Origin of the sequence: Sphingopyxis sp. H053 (assembly GCF_001468225.1) — a bacterium.
Taxonomy (GTDB): domain Bacteria; phylum Pseudomonadota; class Alphaproteobacteria; order Sphingomonadales; family Sphingomonadaceae; genus Sphingopyxis.
The window spans coordinates 498,667-519,225 of the sequence record NZ_LNRU01000001.1; the positions used below are offsets into that span (position 1 = coordinate 498,667).

At 66.6% G+C, this 20,559-nt stretch carries 17 protein-coding genes and 1 tRNA gene; 11 read left to right on the top strand and 7 right to left on the bottom strand.

Annotation, left to right across the window (positions count from 1 at the left end):
- Positions 1-108: 108 nt before the first annotated feature.
- The 4 genes from ATE70_RS02290 to ATE70_RS02305 all read left to right on the top strand — a co-directional run bounded on the left by ATE70_RS02290 (position 109) and on the right by ATE70_RS02305 (position 4,023).
- Positions 109-1,014 (top strand): alpha/beta fold hydrolase, encoded by a 906-nt coding sequence (locus tag ATE70_RS02290; RefSeq protein WP_058536319.1) that lies wholly within the window; start codon positions 109-111, stop codon positions 1,012-1,014.
- Positions 1,011-2,153 (top strand): glycosyltransferase family 4 protein, encoded by a 1,143-nt coding sequence (locus ATE70_RS02295; protein ID WP_058536320.1) that lies wholly within the window; start codon positions 1,011-1,013, stop codon positions 2,151-2,153. Before ATE70_RS02290 ends, ATE70_RS02295 begins: the two co-directional genes overlap by 4 nt.
- A gap of 99 nt (positions 2,154-2,252) precedes the next feature.
- A complete protein-coding gene (locus ATE70_RS02300; RefSeq protein ID WP_058536321.1) occupies positions 2,253-3,656 on the top strand; it encodes an NAD(P)H-dependent flavin oxidoreductase in 1,404 nt (467 codons plus the stop codon).
- Positions 3,657-3,699: 43 nt separating this feature from the next.
- Entirely contained in the window at positions 3,700-4,023 is a 324-nt protein-coding gene (locus ATE70_RS02305; RefSeq protein ID WP_058536322.1) for a hypothetical protein, read from the top strand.
- A 52-nt stretch (positions 4,024-4,075) separates the two neighbouring features.
- Here ATE70_RS02305 and ATE70_RS02310 read toward each other — a convergent pair whose 3' ends face one another.
- Entirely contained in the window at positions 4,076-5,074 is a 999-nt protein-coding gene (locus ATE70_RS02310) for a 2-hydroxyacid dehydrogenase (protein ID WP_058536323.1), read from the bottom strand.
- Between the two features lie 125 nt (positions 5,075-5,199).
- Between ATE70_RS02310 and ATE70_RS02315 the strand changes: the two genes are divergently transcribed.
- Positions 5,200-5,661: an SH3 domain-containing protein gene (locus tag ATE70_RS02315; RefSeq protein ID WP_058536324.1), complete on the top strand. Its 462-nt coding sequence runs from the start codon at positions 5,200-5,202 to the stop codon at positions 5,659-5,661.
- A gap of 56 nt (positions 5,662-5,717) precedes the next feature.
- Here ATE70_RS02315 and ATE70_RS02320 read toward each other — a convergent pair whose 3' ends face one another.
- The 3 genes from ATE70_RS02320 to ATE70_RS02330 form a co-directional block, all read right to left on the bottom strand.
- Entirely contained in the window at positions 5,718-6,185 is a 468-nt protein-coding gene (locus tag ATE70_RS02320; protein WP_058536325.1) for a DUF1090 family protein, read from the bottom strand.
- Between the two features lie 314 nt (positions 6,186-6,499).
- Complete coding sequence (locus ATE70_RS02325; RefSeq protein WP_058536326.1) at positions 6,500-7,687, bottom strand: acetyl-CoA C-acyltransferase; 1,188 nt, start codon at positions 7,685-7,687, stop codon at positions 6,500-6,502.
- A gap of 124 nt (positions 7,688-7,811) precedes the next feature.
- Positions 7,812-8,597, bottom strand: coding sequence for a DUF3108 domain-containing protein (locus ATE70_RS02330; protein ID WP_058536327.1), 786 nt, complete (start codon positions 8,595-8,597; stop codon positions 7,812-7,814).
- Positions 8,598-8,953: 356 nt separating this feature from the next.
- Here ATE70_RS02330 and ATE70_RS02335 point away from each other — a divergent pair, with 356 nt between their 5' ends.
- The 6 genes from ATE70_RS02335 (at position 8,954) to ATE70_RS02360 (ending at position 15,540) form a co-directional block, all read left to right on the top strand.
- Positions 8,954-10,405: a coniferyl aldehyde dehydrogenase gene (locus tag ATE70_RS02335; protein WP_058536328.1), complete on the top strand. Its 1,452-nt coding sequence runs from the start codon at positions 8,954-8,956 to the stop codon at positions 10,403-10,405.
- A gap of 54 nt (positions 10,406-10,459) precedes the next feature.
- Positions 10,460-10,544: transfer RNA gene (locus ATE70_RS02340), tRNA-Leu, on the top strand.
- A gap of 331 nt (positions 10,545-10,875) precedes the next feature.
- Positions 10,876-12,297 carry an efflux transporter outer membrane subunit gene (locus tag ATE70_RS02345; protein WP_058536329.1) on the top strand — a complete coding sequence of 474 codons (1,422 nt, stop codon included), beginning with the start codon at positions 10,876-10,878 and terminating at the stop codon, positions 12,295-12,297.
- On the top strand, positions 12,294-13,604 hold the full coding sequence (locus ATE70_RS02350) for an efflux RND transporter periplasmic adaptor subunit (protein ID WP_058536330.1): 1,311 nt from the start codon (positions 12,294-12,296) through the stop codon (positions 13,602-13,604). The genes ATE70_RS02345 and ATE70_RS02350 overlap by 4 nt, the downstream gene beginning before the upstream one ends.
- A complete protein-coding gene (locus tag ATE70_RS02355; protein WP_058536331.1) occupies positions 13,601-14,332 on the top strand; it encodes an ABC transporter ATP-binding protein in 732 nt (243 codons plus the stop codon). Before ATE70_RS02350 ends, ATE70_RS02355 begins: the two co-directional genes overlap by 4 nt.
- A gap of 8 nt (positions 14,333-14,340) precedes the next feature.
- Entirely contained in the window at positions 14,341-15,540 is a 1,200-nt protein-coding gene (locus tag ATE70_RS02360; RefSeq protein ID WP_058536516.1) for an ABC transporter permease, read from the top strand.
- A gap of 7 nt (positions 15,541-15,547) precedes the next feature.
- Here ATE70_RS02360 and ATE70_RS02365 read toward each other — a convergent pair whose 3' ends face one another.
- The 3 genes from ATE70_RS02365 to ATE70_RS02375 form a co-directional block, all read right to left on the bottom strand.
- On the bottom strand, positions 15,548-16,717 hold the full coding sequence (locus tag ATE70_RS02365; RefSeq protein WP_058536332.1) for a benzoate/H(+) symporter BenE family transporter: 1,170 nt from the start codon (positions 16,715-16,717) through the stop codon (positions 15,548-15,550).
- Positions 16,718-16,748: 31 nt separating this feature from the next.
- Entirely contained in the window at positions 16,749-19,736 is a 2,988-nt protein-coding gene (locus ATE70_RS02370; protein ID WP_058536333.1) for a DUF2339 domain-containing protein, read from the bottom strand.
- 218 nt (positions 19,737-19,954) lie between these two features.
- The gene (locus tag ATE70_RS02375) at positions 19,955-20,554 is read right to left on the bottom strand and encodes a hypothetical protein (protein ID WP_058536334.1); all 600 of its coding nucleotides are present in this window, start codon (positions 20,552-20,554) and stop codon (positions 19,955-19,957) included.
- Positions 20,555-20,559: the final 5 nt, after the last annotated feature.

Below are 20,559 nucleotides of genomic sequence, written 5' to 3' on the forward strand. Positions count from 1 at the left end.
TGACCCTAAGCGACGGATTGCTTGCACCGCGCGGCGTGGTTGGCGATAGACGCTGAGATGAGTCCCGCTTGCCGGGGGAGCCAACGCCGAACAAGGGGACGTGCCATATTGGCCCAGCAGGATGCAAAGCAGGATGGGCACCGCGACTGGTCGGACCACTATTGGTGGTCGTCCGACGGCGTGCGGCTGCACGCGCGCGTTTATGCCGGGCCGGAGGGAAGCGAAAGCGCGCCGCCGCTGCTGTGCATGCCGGGCCTTGCGCGCAACGCCCGCGATTTCGAGGATCTCGCGCCGCATCTCGCGCAGTATCGCAAGGTCATCGTGATCGAATTCCGCGGGCGCGGCGAAAGCGCCTTTGCCAAGGACCCGATGACTTACGTGCCGCTGACCTATGTGCAGGACGTCGTCGCGATGCTGGACGAGCTGGGCATCGAGCGCTTTGCGGCGATCGGCACCTCGCTCGGCGGGCTGGTCGCGATGCTGCTCGCGGCGGCGCTGCCCGGGCGGCTGGTCGGCGCGGTGCTGAACGACGTCGGCCCCGAACTCCAGACCGCCGGGCTGGAACGGATTCGCGATTATATCGGTGCGGGCGGCAGCCAGCCGACGTGGATGCATGCGGCGCGCGCGTTCGCCGAACTCAATGGCGCGGTCTATCCGGGGTATGAAATTCACGACTGGCTGCGGCTGACCAAGCGGACGCACCGGCTGACCGCCGAGGGCCGCATCGTCACCGATTATGACAAGCAGATCGCGGCGCCGCTGCGCGTCCCCGGCGGCGGCGATGCCGCGATGGACCTGTGGCCGGTGTACCGGGCGCTGGGCGATGTTCCGCTGCTGATCCTGCGCGGCGAACTGTCGGACATTCTCGCGCGCTCGGCGGGCGAGAAGATGGTCGCCGAACTTCCGCGCGCGCGACTGGTCGAGGTGCCCGGGGTCGGGCACGCGCCGACGATGGACGAGCCCGCGGCGCGGGCCGCGATTGATGCCTGGGCGGCGGAATTGCCCGCCGCGTGACCGGCAACCGCCCCGTTCGTCTGCTCCATCTCCATTCGAGCTTCTCGCTCGGCGGCAAGGAGGCGCGCGCCGTCCGGCTGATGAATTTGATGGGCGCACGCGCACGCCATACCATCCTGTCGGCGGTGCCTGAAGCTTTGGGCGCGCGCGAGGCGATCGATCCGAAGGTCGACGTCGATTTTCCGACCGATGCGCCGCCGTTGCACGGCAAACCCGGACCGGCGCGCTACCGCGACCTTGCGCGCTATATGCAGCAATTCGACCTGATCCTCAGCTATAATTGGGGATCGATGGACGGAGTGATGGCGCATCGCATCATGGCGCCTTTTCGCGACCTGCCGCCGCTGATCCATCACGAGGACGGCTTTAACGAGGATGAGAGCGTCCGGCGCAACTGGAAGCGGAGCGGCTTTCGCCGCCTTGCGCTGCCGACCGCCGAGGCGCTGGTTGTGCCCTCGGCGCTGCTCGAGCGTATCGCCGCGGACGAATGGGGCGCACGGCGGCGCACGGTGCTGATCCGCAACGGGATCGACGTCGCGGCCTATGCCGCCGGGCCGTCGGTCGCGATTGCGGGGCTGGAACGGCGCGAGGGCGAGGTGGTGATCGGCACCGTCGCCGGGCTGCGCAAGGTCAAGGATCTGCCGCGGCTCGTCCGCGCCGCCGCGACGCTGCCCGCAAATGTCCGGCTGGTCATCGTCGGCGAGGGGCCCGAACGCGCGGCGATCGCGGCCGAAGCAGCGGCTTGCGGGATGGGCGAGCGGCTGGTGATGCCGGGCTTCATGGCCGAACCTGCGCGCTGGATCGGCCATTTCGACCTGCTGGCGCTGTCGTCGCGCAGCGAACAGGCGCCGATTGCGGTGATCGAGGCGATGGCGGCGGGGCTGCCGGTGGTCAGCCCCCAGGTCGGCGATGTTGCGGCGATGGTGGCTGCGGAAAATCGCCGTTTCATTGCGGCGGACGAAGCCGGGTTCCGCGCGGCGCTGGCCGAATTCGCGCGCGACGCAACGCTGCGTGCGCAGGTTGGCGCGGCGAATCGGCGCATCGCTGCCGAGCAGTTCGACGAAACAACCATGGTCGCCGCCTATGAAAATCTCTATGGTCGGGCGCTTGCAGGGCGCCGCCTTTTCTCCGGGGACTAGGCGGCCCGCCCATTGACTTTCACGGCCGTGTTCCGCTTACGGAAACGGCCAAGGGGGCCGGTACGCGGGACGCGACCGGTGGAGAGAAAGAGATTTAGAATGTTCAAAGGTTTGAAGCCCATCCTTTACGGCGGACGCGAAGTCTGGCCGCTGGTCGAGGGTGGAAAGGGTGTTTCGGCGACCAACCATATGTCGAGCGGCGCATGGGCCGCGGCCGGCGGGATCGGCACCGTGTCGGCGGTCAACGCCGACAGCTATGACGCCGAAGGCAAGATCGTTCCGCAGGTCTATCACTCGCTGACCCGCAAGGAACGCCACGAAGAGCTGATCCAATATGGCATCGACGGCGCGGTCGCGCAGGTCGAGCGCGCCTATGAGGTGTCGGGCGGCAAGGGCGCGATCAACATCAACGTGCTCTGGGAAATGGGCGGCGCGCAGCAGATTCTCGAGGGCGTGCTCGCGCGGACCAAGGGGATGGTCGCCGGGGTCACGTGCGGCGCGGGCATGCCGTACAAGCTCAGCGAAATCGCCGAGCGCCACAATGTGATGTACCTCCCGATCATCAGCTCGGCGCGCGCTTTCCGCGCGCTCTGGAAACGCGCGTATCACAAAGTCCCGCATCTGCTGGGCGCGGTGGTTTACGAAGATCCGTGGCTCGCGGGCGGCCATAACGGCCTGTCGAACGCCGAAGACCCGCTCGTCCCGCAGGATCCCTATCCGCGCGTCGCCGCGGTGCGCGAGACGATGCGCGCCGAAGGAATCGCCGACAGCGTGCCGATCGTGATGGCAGGCGGCGTCTGGTATTTGCGCGATTGGGAAAACTGGATCGACAATCCCGAACTCGGCCAGATCGTCTTCCAATACGGCACGCGGCCGCTGCTCACCGAGGAAAGCCCGATTCCGCAGGCGTGGAAAGACCGCCTCCGCACGCTCGACGACGGCGACGTGCTGCTTCATCGCTTCTCGCCGACGGGTTTCTATTCCAGCGCGGTGCGCACGCCGTTCCTGCGCGACCTCGAAGCACGCTCCGAACGCCAGATTCCTTATTCGAAGCAGGAAGCCGGCGATCATATCGTCCAGCTCGACGTCGGGGTGAAGGGCAAGAATTTCTGGGTCACGCCGCACGATCGGGCAAGGGCACGCGATTGGGCGGCCGAAGGCTATACCGAGGCGCTGAAGACCCCCGACAACACGGTCGTGTTCGTGACCGAAGCCGACAAGGCGGTGATCCGCAAGGATCAGACCGATTGCATGGGCTGCCTGTCACACTGCGGCTTTTCGTCGTGGAAGGACCATGACGACTACACGACGGGCTACCTCGCCGATCCGCGCAGCTTCTGTATCCAGAAGACGCTGCAGGACATCGCGCACGGCGGCGATCCCGAACAAAATCTGATGTTTGCGGGCCACGCCGCATTCAATTTCAAGACCGATCCCTTTTATTCGAACAATTTCACCCCGACGGTGAAGCAGCTCGTTGATCGGATTTTGACGGGGGATTGATAAGGCCTGCGCCGCCTCTGCGAGAATGGATGGACATGGTTGCATGACGCACATCTGGCGAATGGCGGCGGTAGCCGCGGCGCTGACTCTCGGGATCCTCGGCGCGGAGGGCGCGCTTGCCGAGACCCCCGCCGAGCGTGCCTGGCGCAACTATGAACTGCTCCGCAGCGGCGCCAAGTCGCTGCGCGACCTCAGCGATGCCGAGCGGCGCGAACTGGCCGCTCTCGAGCAATTGATGCGCGACGGCGATAGCGTGGACCGGCGAACGCCGCGGCAACGCTGCATCGATGAAGAGGTCGCGCGCGAAGGGAAGAAGCCGAGCGAACTCGCGATGCGGGTGATCGACCTCAAGTGCAGCCAACGCTGACTCCCCGATGCCGAAGCGATCGGCAACGCGTTTCTGCATCGGAGCGCTGTCGTCAGGCCCATCCCTCCAGCACCTGATCGGGCGGACGGTGGCCGTCGCACCAGGCGCGGATGTTGGCGATGACCTTTTCGCCCGAGGCTTCGCGGCCTTCGATCGTCGCCGAGCCGAGGTGCGGGAGCAGCACGACATTCTGGAGCGCGAGCAGCGCGGGGTCGACCGCGGGCTCGTGGGTGTAGACGTCGAGCCCGGCACCCGCGATGCGGCCGGTCTGGAGCGCCGCGACCAGCGCCTTTTCGTCGACGATCTCGCCGCGCGCGGTATTGATCAGATACGCGGTCGGCTTCATCGCGCCGATCCGCGCGGCGTTCACCATCTCGTGCGTTTCGGCGGTGTGCGGGCAGTGGATCGTCACGACGTCGCTGATCCGCAGCAGCGTGTCGACGCTGGCGTGATAGCTTGCGCCCAATTCCTCTTCGATCGCCTCGGGCAGACGGCGGCGGTTGTGATAATGGATCGACAGGCCGAACGCACGCGCGCGGCGCGCGACCGCAAGGCCGATGCGCCCCATGCCGATGATGCCGAGCAATTTGCCGCCGACGCGGTGGCCGAGCATCGCGCTCGGCGCCCAGCCCGCCCATTGGCCCGACCGCATCAGTTTCTCACCCTCGGCGAGCCGGCGCGGGACGCTGAGGATCAGCGCCATCGTCATGTCGGCGGTGTCCTCGGTGAAGACGCCGGGCGTGTTCGACACCATGATTCCCTTGGCGCGCGCGGCTGCGAGGTCGATATGGTCGACCCCGGCGCCGAAATTGGCGATCAGTTTCAGCCGGTCGCCCGCGGCGTTGATGATATCGGCGTCGATCTCGTCGGTCACCGTCGGCACGAACACGTCGCAGTCGGCAACGGCGGCCTTCAATTCGTCGCGGGTAAAAGCCTCGTCGCGCGCCGACAGCGACACGTCGAACAATTCGGCCATGCGGCCTTCGACATGCGGCATCAACTGGCGGGTGACGATGACGCGCGGGCGTTTCGGACGGGATGAATCGGGCATGGCCGCCGATAGAGCGCGCCGATGCTTGAGGGTCAAGGGGGAGCGGCGCGGATAACTGTGGACGGTGGACCGTTTGCGACGTGCGACCGGTTGATAATGGCCGCCGATTTTGACAAGGGTCGGTTATGACCAGCCGTAAATTTGCAATGATATTGCTCAGCCTTGCCATAGTGGGTCCGGCATCGGCGCAATCCGACCCTGTCCCGCTACCCTATTGGGCGTCGATCAGCGTCGACGAGGCGCGCATGCGCAAGGGTCCGTCGCCCGATGTCCCGGTGATCTGGGAGTATCGGCGCAAGGATCTGCCGGTCAAAGTCGTCGCGCGCTTCGAAACCTGGCGCAAGATCGAGGATCCCGACGGAACGCAGGGCTGGATGGCGGCCCGTTTGCTCAGCCGCACGCGCACCGCGATCGTCACCGGCGAAATCCGCCCGCTTCGCGAAGACTCCAGCGTTTCGGCCGCGGTCGCCTATCGCGCCGAGCCCGGCGTCGTCGGCCGGATCACCGATTGCAAGGACGGCTGGTGCCTGTTCGACGTCAAGGGCCGCAAGGGCTGGATCCAGACCGACCATATCTGGGGCGACTGATCGCCACAGAAAAAGGGCCGGACGGTTTCCCGCCCGGCCCGTTCATTCGTTAAAGCTTAGCGCCGCCAGTTGAAGTGGTTGCGGTACACCTTCACCACCCGGCCGTTGCGCTCGTTGACGAGCAGCAGGTCGTTATAGTGACGCACATAAGTCAGGTTGCGACCCGCGCGCGGCACGCCCCAGCGGTTGTCCCAGCTCGGGCGATAGGCCGGAGCATAATAGTTGGGGCGCAGGGTCGAACCGATACGGAACTGCTGATAGCGGAACGGCGCGCGATAGTTCGAATAGCGGCGATCCTGGCGCCAGTCGCGATGGTCTTCGCGCAGTTCCTGGCGCGCGTCACGATATTCGCGGCGTTCCTCGCGCACATCGTCGCGGTCGCCGTAACGCTGAGCGTGACGCAACTCGCGCTGCTCTTCGCGGACGTCGCGGCGATCTTCGCGGATCTCGCGGGTCTGCGCCTGCGCCATCGCGGGAACCATCATCGCGGCGATCAGGCCGGCGGTGAGAAATTTGCTCTTCATTGTGCCATTCCTTTTCAGTCGGTCAGGGGGAGGGGATCTGCCCGATGACAAACATGGAATAGGCGAGCGCATTTGAACGGAGCCGGAATGCGCCGTTTATTTTCAGGACATTAGTGTCGCAAATTGTCGCGGCAATACGACGAAACGGCGCCGTCTTGCGACGGCGCCGTGGAACTTTCGCGATGGGCGCAAAAGCGCTCCCCCTTGATGGGGGAGGGTTGGGTGGGGGTGACGCCTCGGGCGTCGGCCAGCGTCGCCGATGGCGACCCGCCCAGTCTCGCTGCCTCCCCCATCAAGGGGGAGGGGGAAGAATGTCAGACCAGCTCGACCGCTACCGCGGTCGCTTCGCCGCCGCCGATGCACAGGCTGGCGATGCCCCGCGTCTTGCCGTGGCGCTGGAGCGCCGCGATCAGCGTCGTGATGATGCGCGTGCCGCTGGCGCCGATGGGGTGACCAAGCGCGGTCGCGCCGCCATGGACGTTGATCTTCTCGTGCGGGATGCCGAGGTCGTGCATCGCGAACATCGCAACGCAGGCAAAGGCTTCGTTGACTTCGAACAGGTCGACGTCGCCGATCGACCAGCCGGTCTTGGCGAGCAGCTTGTTGATCGCGCCGACGGGGGCGACGGTGAAATCCTTCGGCTCCTGCGCGTGCGCGGCGTGCGCGACGAGCCGGGCGACGGGCTTGGCGCCCTTGGCGTCGGCGACCGACTGGCGGGTGAGGACAACCGCGGCGGCGCCGTCCGAAATCGACGAGCTGGTCGCAGCGGTGATCGTGCCGTCCTTGGCAAAGGCGGGCTTCAGCGTCGGGATCTTGTCGGGCATCGCCTTGCCGGGCGCTTCGTCGGTGTCGACGACGACGTCGCCCTTGCGGCCGGCGATGGTGACCGGCGCGATTTCACTGGCGAAGGCACCGTCGCTGATCGCGCTCTTGGCGCGGCTCAGCGATTCGAGCGTGTATTCATCCTGCGCCTGACGGCTGAGCTGGTAGGCGTCGGCAGTATCTTGCGCGAAGGTGCCCATCGCGCGGCCGGCTTCATAGGCGTCCTCGAGCCCGTCGAGGAACATATGGTCATAGGCGGTGTCGTGACCGATGCGCGCGCCCGAACGATGCTTCTTGAGCAGATAGGGGGCGTTGGTCATCGATTCCATGCCGCCCGCGACGATCAGGTCGACGCTGCCCGCGGCGAGCGCTTCGGCGCCCATGATCACGGTCTGCATGCCCGAACCGCACACCTTGTTGACGGTCGTGGCCTGCACCGACTTGGGCAGGCCCGCCTTGATCGCAGCCTGACGCGCCGGCGCCTGGCCGAGCCCGGCGGGGAGCACGCAGCCCATGTAGATACGCTCGATATCGTCGCCCGACACGCCCGCGCGCTCGACCGCCGCCTTCACCGCGGTCGCGCCGAGGTCGGTCGCGCTCGCGTCCGACAGGCTGCCCTGCATGCTGCCCATCGGGGTGCGGGCGTAGGAGAGGAAAACGACGGGATCGGTGGCGGTCATGGCGAAAGACTCCGTAGGGGAAAGATACGTCGGCGGCCCGATTAGCGACTTTGCTGCACTTGCGAAAGGGGGCAGCATCGGCATCGCCATTTGGTGGCGATCAAAAAATTTCGCCACCGGTCGATCATTCGGACGGAAGCAGCACCTTGTAGAGCGTAGGCTGGCCGGGTGTGCGCTGCTCGACCTTGAGCACCGCCTGGCTGTCCTTGGCAACCCAGAATCGGCCGGTTGCGCCGCGACCATAGTCGAGGGTCACGACCCAGCACTCGACCCGACGCCCCCCGAAGGCGACCGGTTCGGAGCCGGCGACGCTGATGCCATAGGCTTGCGGCGCCCCGCCGCCGGGGTGATAGAAGGGGATGCGCGCCGCATAGCCTTCGCGCCAGGGCAGCGTGGTCATCATCTCGATGTCGGTCTCGAAGTTGAACGTCCCTGTCGGCGTGGCGACGTCGAGCGCGGCAAGGCGGTTGTCGGTGACGGCCGCATCCCCGCGCACATGCCCGGGCGTGAACAACACGCCGGCAACGGCGGTCGTGGTGGCGTCGATGAACCGGGTCCGATGCGAGAGCGGGCGGAAGGTTTCATTCTCGAACCAGCTATCGAGCCGCCGTTCGGATTGGCCGGTACCCTCCCAGATCTGCGTGATGTGGAGCCGCCGCTCGCCGGTCACCGGGTCGGGATCGAACGCGATCGTCCGGCTCCAGAGGTCGACGATCGTCCGCCGGTCACCGCGCACGGCGTAGCGAAGATAGCGCGAGGTTCCCGGGCGCAGCCGATCGAAGCGGGGCAGGGGCTGGCCAACCGCGAGCAATTCGTCCGACGCCGTTGCGGTCGGATTCTGGGCCAGGACGATCGGGACGGGAGCCAGCCCTGTCAGAAGAAAGCCGAGCAGGACGACGGAAGTTCGCATGACATTGCCCCTATGACGGATCGCGCGACGCTAGGGCGGGATCGCGTCCGGGCAATTTCCCCTCGACGAAACACATGTCTGCTTCGGTCAACGTCGCCAGCGCCTGCGGAATTGCGGTGACGGTTTGCTTTGCTCCAATCTACTGCTGCCTGAAAAACCGCTGTCCTACAAAAGTCCGCCACACTAGCCTCCTCCGCATGTCCCGAAAAGGAGCTTTGCCAGGCCGCGATTCCAGTGTGAAGTTGCGCAGTTTTCCGCCACTTCGCCAAATCGAAACTGGCGCTCGCAGCGGGTTTCAACTTGCAACCTGCCCTTTGCCATGGTGAAACGGGCGAAAGGGTAGTGGGAGAAAGATAATGGCGACGGTCGCAAGCGAAATTGAGGGTGAAACCCAGCGTATGCACAAGGTGCTCGCAGCGCAAAAGGCGAGCTTTACCGCGGCGATGCCCGAAAGCCTGAGCGTCCGCTCCGACCGCATCGATCGTGCGATCGCGCTGCTCGTCGACAATAAAGAGGATTTCGCGAAGGCGGTGAGCGAGGATTTCGGCCATCGCAGCCGCGAACAGACGCTGATGACCGACATCATGCCTTCGGTCAGCGCCTTGAAGCATGCGAAAAAGCATATGGCGAGCTGGTCGAAGGGTGAGAAGCGCAAGCCGACTTTCCCGCTCGGCATGCTCGGCGCGAAGGCCGAGGTTGTCTATCAGCCGAAGGGCGTCGTCGGCATCGTCGCGCCGTGGAATTTTCCGGTCGGCATGGTCTTTGTGCCGATGGCGGGGGTGCTCGCGGCGGGCAACCGCGCGATGATCAAGCCGTCGGAGTTCACCGAAAATGTATCGGCGCTGATGGCGCGGCTGGTGCCCGATTATTTCGATGCGAGCGAAATGGCGGTGTTCACGGGCGATTCCGATGTTGGCGTCGCTTTCTCGAAGCTCGCCTTCGACCATATGATCTTCACCGGCGCGACGAGTGTCGGGCGCCACATCATGCGCGCCGCCGCCGATAATCTGGTGCCCGTGACGCTCGAACTGGGCGGCAAATCGCCGACCTTCGTCGGGCGCAGCGCGAACAAGGATCTTGTGGGCCAGCGCGTCGCGCTCGGCAAGATGATGAACGCGGGGCAGATCTGCCTCGCACCCGACTATCTGCTCGTCGCCGAGGATCAGGAAGGCGCGGTGATCGACAGCGTCACCAAGGGCGCGACCGCGCTCTATCCGACCTTGCTCGCCAACGACGACTACACGTCGGTCGTCAACACGCGCAATTACGACCGCCTGCAATCCTACCTCGCCGACGCGCGCGAGAAGGGCGCCGAGGTGATCGAGGTCAATCCGGGCGGAGAGGATTTCGCGAGTTCGAACGGCCACAAGATGCCGCTCCACATCGTGCGCAACCCGACCGACGACATGAAGGTGATGCAGGAGGAAATCTTCGGCCCGATCCTGCCGGTGAAGACCTACAAGCATATCGACGACGCGATCGACTATGTGAACGCGAACGACCGCCCGCTCGGCCTCTATTATTTCGGGCAGGACAAGAGCGAGGAGGACCGCGTGCTGACGCGGACGATCTCGGGCGGGGTGACGGTCAACGACGTCCTGTTCCACAATGCGATGGAGGATCTGCCGTTCGGCGGGGTCGGACCGTCGGGGATGGGCAATTATCACGGCATCGACGGTTTCCGCACCTTCAGCCACGCGCGCGCCGTCTATCGCCAGCCGAAGCTCGACGTCGCGGGGCTCGCGGGCTTCAAGCCGCCCTATGGCAAGGCGACCGCGAAGACGCTCGCGAAAGAGCTCGAGAAATAGCTTGGCAAAATGCGGCGCTTCGCCTTAGGGAAGCGCCGCGCTTCGCGCCCACGGGCCCCTGTGGTGAAATTGGTAGACGCGCCGCACTCAAAATGCGGTTCCGCAAGGAGTGCTGGTTCGAGTCCGGCCAGGGGCACCAATAACGCTTGATTTCGATGAAGCGTGACATCGAGCCGGCGAGTGCGGCCGGCTCCGCAAGGTGCATCGATCCGCCAACAGCGCGAAGTGGAAACCGGTTGCGGGCGGCGAGGATGCCGACAGCATCAGCCTGGTCGTCGGGGTGAATCCGTGGTTCTAGCCTCGCCCGGCGCGGGCCGATTGGGCTAGAGAATTAGAAATAGAAGAGAAATGCTTGCGATCCGGGGCGATTTGATATTGTCTCGCCCGGAAATTATGCCCATTCAATACATTATGACCTCACCGGTTTCACATGTGAAAATACCGGGGTTTCAACAGTTTTGAGGGGGCGCATGCGAAAAGCTGGAACGCATTGGCTGCTCGTTACGGCCCTTGCCGGAGGGCTGGCTGCCTGCGCCCCGACGTCCACGCGAGCCCCTCCGCAGCCCGCCATCGCCTTGCCCGACCATTGGTCCGGCGACGCGCAGGCGCTTCCGGCGGATGCCGTGCGATACTGGACCCGGCTGAACGATCCGCTGGTCGACCGCCATGTCGAACGTGCGCTGGCGAATAACCGCGACCTGGCACAGGCGGCCGCACGCGTGGCGCAGGCACGCGCGGGCGTTCGCGCCGCGCGCGCCGGCTTCCTGCCGCAGATCGATGCCTCGGGCGGTGTCCGGCGCAACGTCGGCGATCTTGCCGATGACCGGCTGCAATTCTCGCTCGGCGCCGATGCGCAGTGGGAAATCGACCTGTTCGGCCGGATCGGCAATAATGTCGCGGCGTCGCGCGCCGACCTCGCGGCGGCGGGCTATGGCCTTGCCGACCTGCGGCGGCTGATCGCGGGACAAGTGGCGCAGGTGACGGTTTCGGCGCGCGCCTTGGCCGTGCAACGTGCGATCGCGCGCGAAACGCTGACAATCCAGGACGAAAATCTGCAGATCGCGCGCTGGCGGCTACAGGCCGGCCTCGTGTCGAGCCTCGACGTCGAGCAGGCGGCCGCGCAGCGTGCGCAGACCGCGGCGAGCATTCCCGCACTCGAACGCGATTTCGCACAGGCGGCGAACACCATTTCGACCTTGATCGGCGAACCGCCCGGCGCGGTGCGCGCGGCGCTGGACGCCGACGCCCGCGCGATCCCCGTTCCGCCCGAGGCGGCGGGGCTAGACACGCCCGCGGCGATCCTGCGGAGCCGGCCCGACGTGCGTCAGGCCGAAGCCGCGCTGCTTGCCGATACCGCGCGTATCGGCGTCGCGCGTGCGCAATTGCTTCCGCTCGTGCGGCTGACGGGCAATATCGGAACCTCCTCGTTCGGGATCGACAATCTGTTCGACATCGTCACCGGCGGGTTGTTCGCCGGGGTCAGCCAGCTCATCTTCGACGGCGGGCGCGCCCGCGCGCAGGTTGCAGGCGCAGAGGCGGCGGCGAAGGCGTCGCTCGCGGCGTGGGAGCAGGCGATCCTCGGCGCGCTCGAGGATGTGGAAAGCGCGGCCGTGGCGTTAACGGCGGCGCGCGAGCGTGTCGTCCTTTTCGGCACGGCGCTCGAGGCCGCGAACAATGCCGCCTTGCTCGCGCGCAGCCAGTATCAGTCGGGGCTGATCGATTTCCAGACGTTACTCACGGCCGAGAGCCAGCTGCTCGGCGCGCGCAACGCGCTCGCCGCCAGCGAGGCCGAGCGCGCCAACGCCTTCATCGCGCTGAACCAGGCGCTCGGCGGCGGATCTAGCGATGCCAATTTGGATCCGGACAGCCCGGACGGAGGAATATCACAATGACCGAAGCCGCGACCGAGCCGCAGGAGCTCGACGAATTCCTCGGCGCCAAGCCGCGCCCGCGCTGGCGGCGCTGGATGAAATATTGGCTGCCGGCGTTGCTGGTCCTTGTGGTGCTGCTCGGCGTCGCGACCTGCGCGCGCGGGGGCGGCGAACCGAAATATATCACCGAAAAGGTGGCGCAGCGATCGCTGGTGCTCAGCGTCACGGCGACGGGCAATCTGCGCCCGACCAATCAGGTCGAGGTCGGGTCCGAAGTGTCGGGCAAGATCGACCATATCTATGTCGATGTGAACGACCGGGTGACGCAGGGGCAGGTGCTGGCACAGATCAACACCGACGTGATCGAGGATCAGATCACGCAGGCGCAGGCCAATCTGAACGCCGCGCGCGCGCAGGTGGCGCAGGCGCAGGCAACGCTCGACGTCGACCGCGCGCAGCTCGCGCGGCTGGAGAATGTCTTCCGCATCTCGGGCGGCAAGGTGCCGTCGCAGGTCGAGTTCGATCAGGCGAAGGGTGCGGTCAAACGCGACGTTGCGGCGGTCGCGGCGGCGAATGCGAATGTCCGCGCGGTCGAGGCGCAGCTGTCGACGTCGATCACCAACCGCAACCGCGCGGTCATCCGCTCGCCGGTCTCGGGCGTCGTGCTCGCGCGGCAGGTCGAACCGGGGCAGACGGTGGCGGCGAGCTTCAACACCCCGACTTTGTTCATCCTCGCCGAGGATCTGTCCGCAATGCAGCTTCGCGTCGAAATCGACGAAGCCGATGTCGGGCAGGTGCGCGAAGGGCAAGGGGCGAGCTTCACCGTCGATGCCTATCCGGGCCGCCGTTTTCCCGCGCGCGTCGAGCGTGTCGATCAGGCATCGAGCAACACCGCGTCGCAGGCGAGCCAGCAGTCGGCGGCCGCGACCGCGGGCAGCAACGCCGTCGTCAGTTACGAGGCGCGCCTCGCCGTCGCCAATGCCGAGGGCGTGCTGCGGCCCGGCATGACCGCGACCGCAACGATCGCGACCGGAAGCACGGGCAAGCAGCTTCTGGTACCCAATGGCGCGTTGCGCTTCCAGCCCGACGCGAAGGAGAAGGGCGAGGCGAGCGTGCTCAATCCCGAAATCGGGCTCGAGCAGAATGAGCAGCGCGCGACGATCGGGGCGGGCAGCCGGCAGCGTGTCTGGGTTTTGCAGGCCGACGGCAAGCTGAAGCCGATCGATGTCGTCACGGGCGAGAGCGACGGGCGCCTGACCGCGGTGACGTCGAAGCAATTGCGCGCGGGCATGAAGGTCGTGACGGGCAAGGCAGCTGTGGCCCAGTGACCGCCAATCCGCCCTCGAAACCGCCGCTTATCGAGCTCGAAGGGATCACCAAGACCTTCGGCAAGGGCGAGGCGGCGTTTCAGGCGCTGAAGGGCGTCGATATGCGCGTCGAGCGGGGCGATTTCGTCGCGGTGATGGGGCCTTCGGGTTCGGGCAAGTCGACGACGATGAACGTCCTCGGCTGCCTCGACGTGCCGACGAGCGGCATCTTCCGCTTTCGCGGCGTCGAGGTACAGGCGCTCGACCGCGACCAGCGCAGCCTTTTGCGCCGCCGCTATCTCGGCTTCGTGTTTCAGGGCTTCAACCTGCTGGCGCGCACGACGGCGGTCGAGAATGTCGAACTGCCCTTGCTCTATCGCGGCGAGAAGAAGGCGGTGCGCCATGCCGCCGCGATGCGCGCGCTCGATCAGGTCGGGCTCGCGCCATGGGCCGATCATACCCCCGCCGAGCTGTCGGGCGGCCAGCAACAGCGCGTCGCCATCGCGCGCGCGCTCGTCACCGAACCCGCGGTGCTGCTCGCTGACGAGCCGACGGGCAATCTCGATACCGAACGCTCGATCGAGATCATGCAATTGCTCACCCGATTGAACGGCGAAGGCATCACCATCCTGATGGTGACGCACGAAGAGGAAATGGCGGCGTTCGCGCGCACCGTGTTCCGGTTCCGCGATGGGCTGGTCGAAAGCGTCGAGCATCGCGCGCGGGCGATCGCCGGGGAGGCCGGCTGATGCTCGGCATGTTCGGCGCGACGCTGCTGCTCGCCTTCCGTGAAATCCGGCGACACCTGCTGCGCTCCTTCCTGACGACGCTCGGGATCATCATCGGCGTCGCGGCGGTGATCACGATGGTGACGCTGGGCAATGGCGTCACCGCGTCGGTCAAGAACCAGATATCCTCGCTGGGATCGAACGTGCTGATCGTCTTTCCGGTCCGCGGCGACCGCGGTGCGCCGCGGCCGTTCAAGCAGGACGACATCGATGCTGCGCGTAGCCAAATCGCCGGGGTCGAAGATGTGTCAGGCAGCGTGTCCTCCAGCGCCACCGCCTTCCACAATGGACAGAGCTGGCAGACGAGCGTGCAGGGCGTCGAAAATGCCTTTCTCCGCGCGCGGTCGGTCGAGGTCGAGGAGGGGCGCCCCTTCTCGAACGAAGAAGAGAGCGCGGGCAAAAGCGTGTGCCTGATCGGGCCGAAGGTAAGGCAGGCGATCTTCGTTGCGGGTGCGAGCCCGCTCGGCGCGAAAGTCCGTCTCGACAATGTGTCGTGCACCGTGGTCGGTTTGCTTAAGGAACGCGGCGAGGGCGGGGGGCCCGATCAGGACAGCGACAATGTCGTGATGATGCCGCTCAAGACCGTGCAGCGACGCTTCACCGGTAACGACAACCTGCAATATTTCGTGATCAAATATGACAGCGCCTATGCGAGTACGACGATCCAGGCGTCGCTCGTCGCCTTGCTGCGCGAACGACGGCTTCTGCAGGGGACCGCGGCCAACGACTTCAACGTCGTCGACACCGCGCAGGTCAATCAGGCATTGGGCGCGGCGACCGGGGCGCTGACCGCGATGGTAGCGGTGATCGCGGGGATCAGCCTGCTGGTCGGCGGGATCGGTATCATGAACATCATGCTGGTGTCGGTCACCGAACGGACGCGCGAGATCGGCATTCGCCTCGCGATCGGTGCGCTCGCGCGCGAGGTGCAGCTGCAGTTCCTGACCGAAGCCGTCGTCCTTTGCTGCTTCGGCGGCGTCGTGGGCATCGGGCTCGCCTTCCTGCTTTCGTGGAGCATGGCCGGGGTGATCGACGTCCCCTTCCTGTTCGATCCGGCGGTCAACGCGCTGAGCTTCCTCTTCTCGGCATTGATGGGGATCACCTTCGGCTTCTATCCCGCGCGCCGGGCGTCGAAGCTCGATCCGATCGACGCGCTGCGGCACGAATAGCTGCGCGTCAGCTTCGCGTCGTCAGCCATCGGCCCGCCGCCAGCGCCAGAAAGCCGACGACCAATCCCCAGAAGGCCGATCCCAGCCCGAACAATGTCAGCCCCGATCCGGTGGCGAGGAAGGTCAGGATCGCGGGGTCGCGGTCGGACTTTGCCGCCATCATCGACTCCATTGCGCCAAGCAGCGCAGGGATCAGCGCGATCCCCGTCAGCGCCGCGATGACCGTGGGCGGCAACGCAAGAAAGAGGCGCACGAGCAGCGGCGAGAAGATAGCGAGCAGCAGATAGAAGCCCGCATAAAGCATGCCGACGGTCCACCGTTTTGCGCGGTCGGGGTGCGCCTCTTCGGCGGTGCAGATCGCCGCGGTGATCGCCGCGAGGTTGAGACCATGCGCACCGAAGGGTGCGGCCGCGAGCCAGGCGAGGGCGCTGCCGACGATCAGCGGGCGCGGCGGCGGCGTATAGCCCGCGCCGCGCAGCACGACGAGGCCGGGCAGGTTCTGCGATACCAACGTCACGAGAAACAGCGGCACGCCGACGCTGAGGATCGCGCGCGCGTCGAAGGCGGGAACCACGGGCAAAAGCGTGCCGAAGGTGGCACCCGGCGGTAGCGGCCCGATGTCGCCGCGTAGCAAGGTCAGCACCATGCCCGCCGCGAGTGCGAGAAGCAGCGCATAGAGCGGCAGCCGCGTACGCGTGACGACAAAGACCGCGACGAGCAAGGCGACGAGCAGCGGGTCGGCGGCGCCGAGCCCGAACAGCTTGAGGCAGAAAGGCAGGAGCACCCCCGCGAGCATCGCCGAGGCGATAGACGCCGGGATGCGCTCGGCGAGCCGTCCGAGCAGCGGCACGATGCCGAGCAGGATCATCATCAGCGCCGCGGACAGGAAGATGCCGATCGCGACGGGCCACGACAGGCCGGGTGCCGCGGCGGCGAGCAGCGCCGCGCCGGGTGTCGACCAGGCGAGCACCACGGTTATGCGCAGCCGCCACGACAGCGCCGCACCCGCGACCGCGATGCCGAGGCACAGCGCGGTGACCGCCGACCCCGTCTGGTCGCCCGACGCGCCGAGGTTGCGCATCGCCTGGACGACGAGCGCGATCGTTCCGCCAAAGCCGACGAGCGCGGCGATCAGCGCCGAGGACCAGGCCGGGACGGGGGGCAGGCTACGCAGCATCGTTTCTTGTTCTCTGGCTTGTCGGGGTGCGTCAGGCCGATGCTGGCGCGGCATCGTCGCGGTCGGGCGCCAGCTGGCGGCTATAGAGCCAGCCGATCCCGATCAGGCTGAAACCGAGCGCGACGAACGAGCCGATCCGCGCGAGTCCTTCAAGCCCCGAGGCGTCGAACAGGAAGACCTTGCCCGCCGCGCCGATCATCAGCACCAGCGACGCGATGCGCCAGTCGTGGCGCTTCGCCCGGATGCCCCACAAGAGGAAGCCGAGCGCGAGCGCGAGGATGAGGATCGACCGCAGGATATTCTCCGCGTCGGTAACGCCCGGCTGTGCGAGCAGCGAGCCATGGAACAACTGGCGAAGCGTCGCCCACGCAAAGCCCAGCGCGAGCAGCATCGTTACAATCTGGATCGCGCGGTCGAGCTCTGCCGGTGCCTTGGCGAAGAGCGCCGGCATCCGCGTCAGCCCAAACCACGGCAGCAGGAACAGCGGGAGGAGCAGGTTGACGAGCGGCCAGCCGCCGACCGCCTGCGCCGACCACAAGGGATTGTGCAGGATGAGGCCATAGAAGAGCGCATGCGCGGTGCCCGTGACAATTAGCGGACGGGCGACGCCGGTCAGCCCGCGCGCCATCGCGAACCAGCCTGCGCCGATCAATATCGCCTCCCAGATCAGCCGCTGAAGGATGCCCGTCGTGACGAAATCCCCGCCCGCCGCTGCGGCGAAGCCGATGCGATAGAGCGAATGGACGGCGACGCCGCCGACTATGGCGGCGAGGCTGAGCGCCGCGATCCACAGCCAGCGGGGGAGCGCATCGCGGATCAGCCAGACGGGTATCGCGAAGAGCAATGCGGGAAGCAGCAGGCGCAGCAGCAACGGTTCGATCGTGAGCAGCGTGTCATCGAATTGCATCGGGACACCGGCGAGCGATAGCAATGCTTTCGTCGACCAGATGGCCATCGGAAGCGCCGCCCACGCCAGACTGAGCGTCGCGAGGCTGGCGGCCGCGCCGTCGATGCGGCTGAAGAGGATCCGCCGCGTCGCAAGAAGTACCGCCGCCCCGCCCAGCGCCGGGACAAGCATTAGCGCGTTCGCCGGCAAAACCTGCGCGAACGCACCGTAAGCGAACAACGCCGCGCCAATCTGACCGACCCGGCGCACAATCGCGCCGTCGGCGCGAACCGCGAACAGGAGCGCGGCGGCGGCAAGGCCGGCCCAGCGGATTATCGCCATGCCGTCGGTGCCATCCGCGCCCTCGATCAGCCGCGGCAGTTCGACCAAGGCCCGCGATGTTGCGACGAGCGCGACCAGTGCGGCGCCTACGAAGCCTGCCGCGACGCGTTCGATGCGTGCGTCGAGTGCGGCCTTTCCGAAGAAGAGCAGCGAAGTTGCGACCGCTGCGATGCCAAGCGGCGCCAGCCACGCGGGAATGAGGAGGATAATGGCCAGCGCGAGAAGGACCCCCACCGTCGCGGTCAGCCACGCGATGCGGCCGTCGCTTGTCCGCCCCTCGACGCGCCAACCGCGACCGATGGCGGTAGCCGCCAGCAGCGCGCCGCCCAGCGCGACCAGCGCGAGCGATCCGTCGGCGACGCTCCAGAAATGCCATTTCGTCAGCGGCGCTGCGGCGAGCGCGATGATGCAAAGTTCGAGCGTCGGGCGCAGGCTTTTGGGGAGCGCCCACATTCGCGCAAGAAGCGGCAAGGCGTGGATGACCAGCAGCGACATTCCGATCAGGCCGAACCAGAAGGGCGTCGGATCGGGCCAGGCAGCCAGCAGCGCCAGCGAGAGCAGCAGGCTGATCGCGGGAACGATCGCGAAGCCGCGCTCGCGCCAGGCGAGCCATTGGCCCGCGGCGGCGATGAGCGCGAACAGTCCCCAGTGGAGCGGCGCGAAGCCACCGTAGCCGACGAGCAGCGCCAGCTGGAGCGCCCCGACGACCGCGGAGGCGGTGCGCAGCAGCGTCGAACGCGGCCCGTCGAACGCCATCATCGGCAGGACGATCGCGAGAAGAAGGACGAAACCCCCGATCGAGACCGACGCGACGACGTCGAGCGCCGCGCTCGCGAGGACCATCCACAGGCCCCAGCCGATCCCGCCGATCAGCGCCGCAAGCGCGAGCCACGGCCAGCGCCGCGCGCGCGCAACCCCCGCGAGCCCGGCGATCGTCAGCGCGAGATAGACCGCGAGCAGCGGCACATTGGGCTCGACCGCCCCGACCATCGCGGGCGCCGCCAGCCCGCCCGCAAGGCCGAGCAGCGCGCTCGGCGGACCGAACCGGAGCGACAGGCCGAGTGCCGCAGCGGTGACGAGCGCGAGCGCGAGGAAGGCGAGCAGCGGCCCGATCAGCTGATAGACGTTCGCCGCGACCATGATCGCGGCATAGAGCGTCGCGATGCCCGCGCCCGAAAGCGCCTGCGGCACGCGCACGTCACGCAATTTCTCTTCGTTGCGCCAGGCATATTCGGCGCCGCCGATCAGTCCGAGGCCGAACAAGAGACCCGCTACGATCTGCACACCGGGCGTGAAGATGCGCGCGAAGAAACCAGCATCGATCGCATAGCGAACGATGAGCACGCCCGCGATCGCGAGCGTGAGCCCGCCGGCCCAGATCGGCAGCGTCTTTCCGAACAGATTCTCGAACCGCGACGCGAGACTGACGGGCGGTCCGGCCGGAGCGGGTGCCTTTAGCGGTTTCGGCGCAGGCGCCGCGGCGACGGCGGGCAAGGGCGGTGCGCTTATGGGCTTAGGCGCCTCGATGGGATCGGCTGATCGCGCGGGGACCGGCGCTGCATCGGCAGCGACGACGGGCGGGCGCTGCACTGGAACGGCGGCTTCGCCGACGACTGCCGCGATCTCGGGGGCCGCGTCCCCGGTCACCGGCGGTGCAGCCCCGCGCTGCAGCGCGCCGATCCGCCTGGCCGCTTCCAGCAGCGTCGCCTCAGCCCGCTTCAACCGGCCGCGGGTGTCCATCAACAGAATGAACAGGATGATGATGGCCAGAAACGCAAGGAAGTCGAACACGTTGATCCCTTCAGCCTGTGTTCCTAGCAGGCAGCGGAAGCAATTTCGATCTGTTTGGCAGCGTAAATGACTTTGCGCATCTCAAGGCAGGCGATGGCACCGGCCCGATACGGCAATCGATCCGTCAACCCGGGTTCGACCAGGTCGACAGGATGACCTCATGCCGGAATTCGCCCGAGGCCGCTCGCGGCCGGAACGGCCGCGCCCGACAGCGTCAATCAGTAAACCACGTTCCAGCCCTGGGACCCGGCGAATTGATTGGCGTAACCCCAGCACAGCAGGCCCGGCCGTTCCGCCGAGGCGCTTCCCTTGGTGAGCCGGTAAAGGAGCTGGCGGCAGCGAAAGCCGCCGACGGGCTCTTCGCTGACGATGGTCAGCGACCCCTGCGATTCGGCGCCCTTCCAGCGATGGACATGGCCGATCGCGAACTCGCCCAATATATGCTTCGATCCATTATAGGGACGCGGTGTTTCGTCGCGCGGAAAGACCGGCCAGCCATCATAGGCATAGCCGCCTTCACAGCCGGTGCAGCGCACCTTTCCGAAATCGTCATAGGCCTTCTTCACGGCGGCGAAGCCTTCGGGGTCGGGCAGTTCGCTTGGATATGCAATCTTGGACGACGATGCCTTTTTGGCAGGCGCAGGCGCCATGGCTTTTCCCCCTGAAGGCGCGTCCGCGGGGGCCGTTTCTTCGGCGACCTGCTTCGGTGCCTCGGCGATGCGGTCGGCAATCCGCTTGAGGAAGCCGTGGCCGAGGGCCGGCGTGGGCAATGCCAGGAGAAGCGCGGCGCAGCCGGCCACCGGGATCAGAGTTCGCATGACAT

Bases quoted from the DNA above. Each gene is read 5' to 3' on its own strand.
- ATE70_RS02375 (WP_058536334.1), bottom strand. From the start codon at position 20,554: ATGCGAACTCTGATCCCGGTGGCCGGCTGCGCCGCGCTTCTCCTGGCA.
- ATE70_RS02360 (WP_058536516.1), top strand. From the start codon at position 14,341: ATGTTCGGCGCGACGCTGCTGCTCGCCTTCCGTGAAATCCGGCGACAC.
- ATE70_RS02320 (WP_058536325.1), bottom strand. From the start codon at position 6,185: ATGAAGAGCAAATTTCTCACCGCCGGCCTGATCGCCGCGATGATGGTT.
- ATE70_RS02345 (WP_058536329.1), top strand. From the start codon at position 10,876: ATGCGAAAAGCTGGAACGCATTGGCTGCTCGTTACGGCCCTTGCCGGA.
- ATE70_RS02335 (WP_058536328.1), top strand. From the start codon at position 8,954: ATGGCGACGGTCGCAAGCGAAATTGAGGGTGAAACCCAGCGTATGCAC.
- ATE70_RS02325 (WP_058536326.1), bottom strand. From the start codon at position 7,687: ATGACCGCCACCGATCCCGTCGTTTTCCTCTCCTACGCCCGCACCCCG.
- ATE70_RS02330 (WP_058536327.1), bottom strand. From the start codon at position 8,597: ATGCGAACTTCCGTCGTCCTGCTCGGCTTTCTTCTGACAGGGCTGGCT.
- ATE70_RS02310 (WP_058536323.1), bottom strand. From the start codon at position 5,074: ATGCCCGATTCATCCCGTCCGAAACGCCCGCGCGTCATCGTCACCCGC.
- ATE70_RS02315 (WP_058536324.1), top strand. From the start codon at position 5,200: ATGACCAGCCGTAAATTTGCAATGATATTGCTCAGCCTTGCCATAGTG.
- ATE70_RS02300 (WP_058536321.1), top strand. From the start codon at position 2,253: ATGTTCAAAGGTTTGAAGCCCATCCTTTACGGCGGACGCGAAGTCTGG.
- ATE70_RS02365 (WP_058536332.1), bottom strand. From the start codon at position 16,717: ATGCTGCGTAGCCTGCCCCCCGTCCCGGCCTGGTCCTCGGCGCTGATC.
- ATE70_RS02305 (WP_058536322.1), top strand. From the start codon at position 3,700: ATGACGCACATCTGGCGAATGGCGGCGGTAGCCGCGGCGCTGACTCTC.
- ATE70_RS02350 (WP_058536330.1), top strand. From the start codon at position 12,294: ATGACCGAAGCCGCGACCGAGCCGCAGGAGCTCGACGAATTCCTCGGC.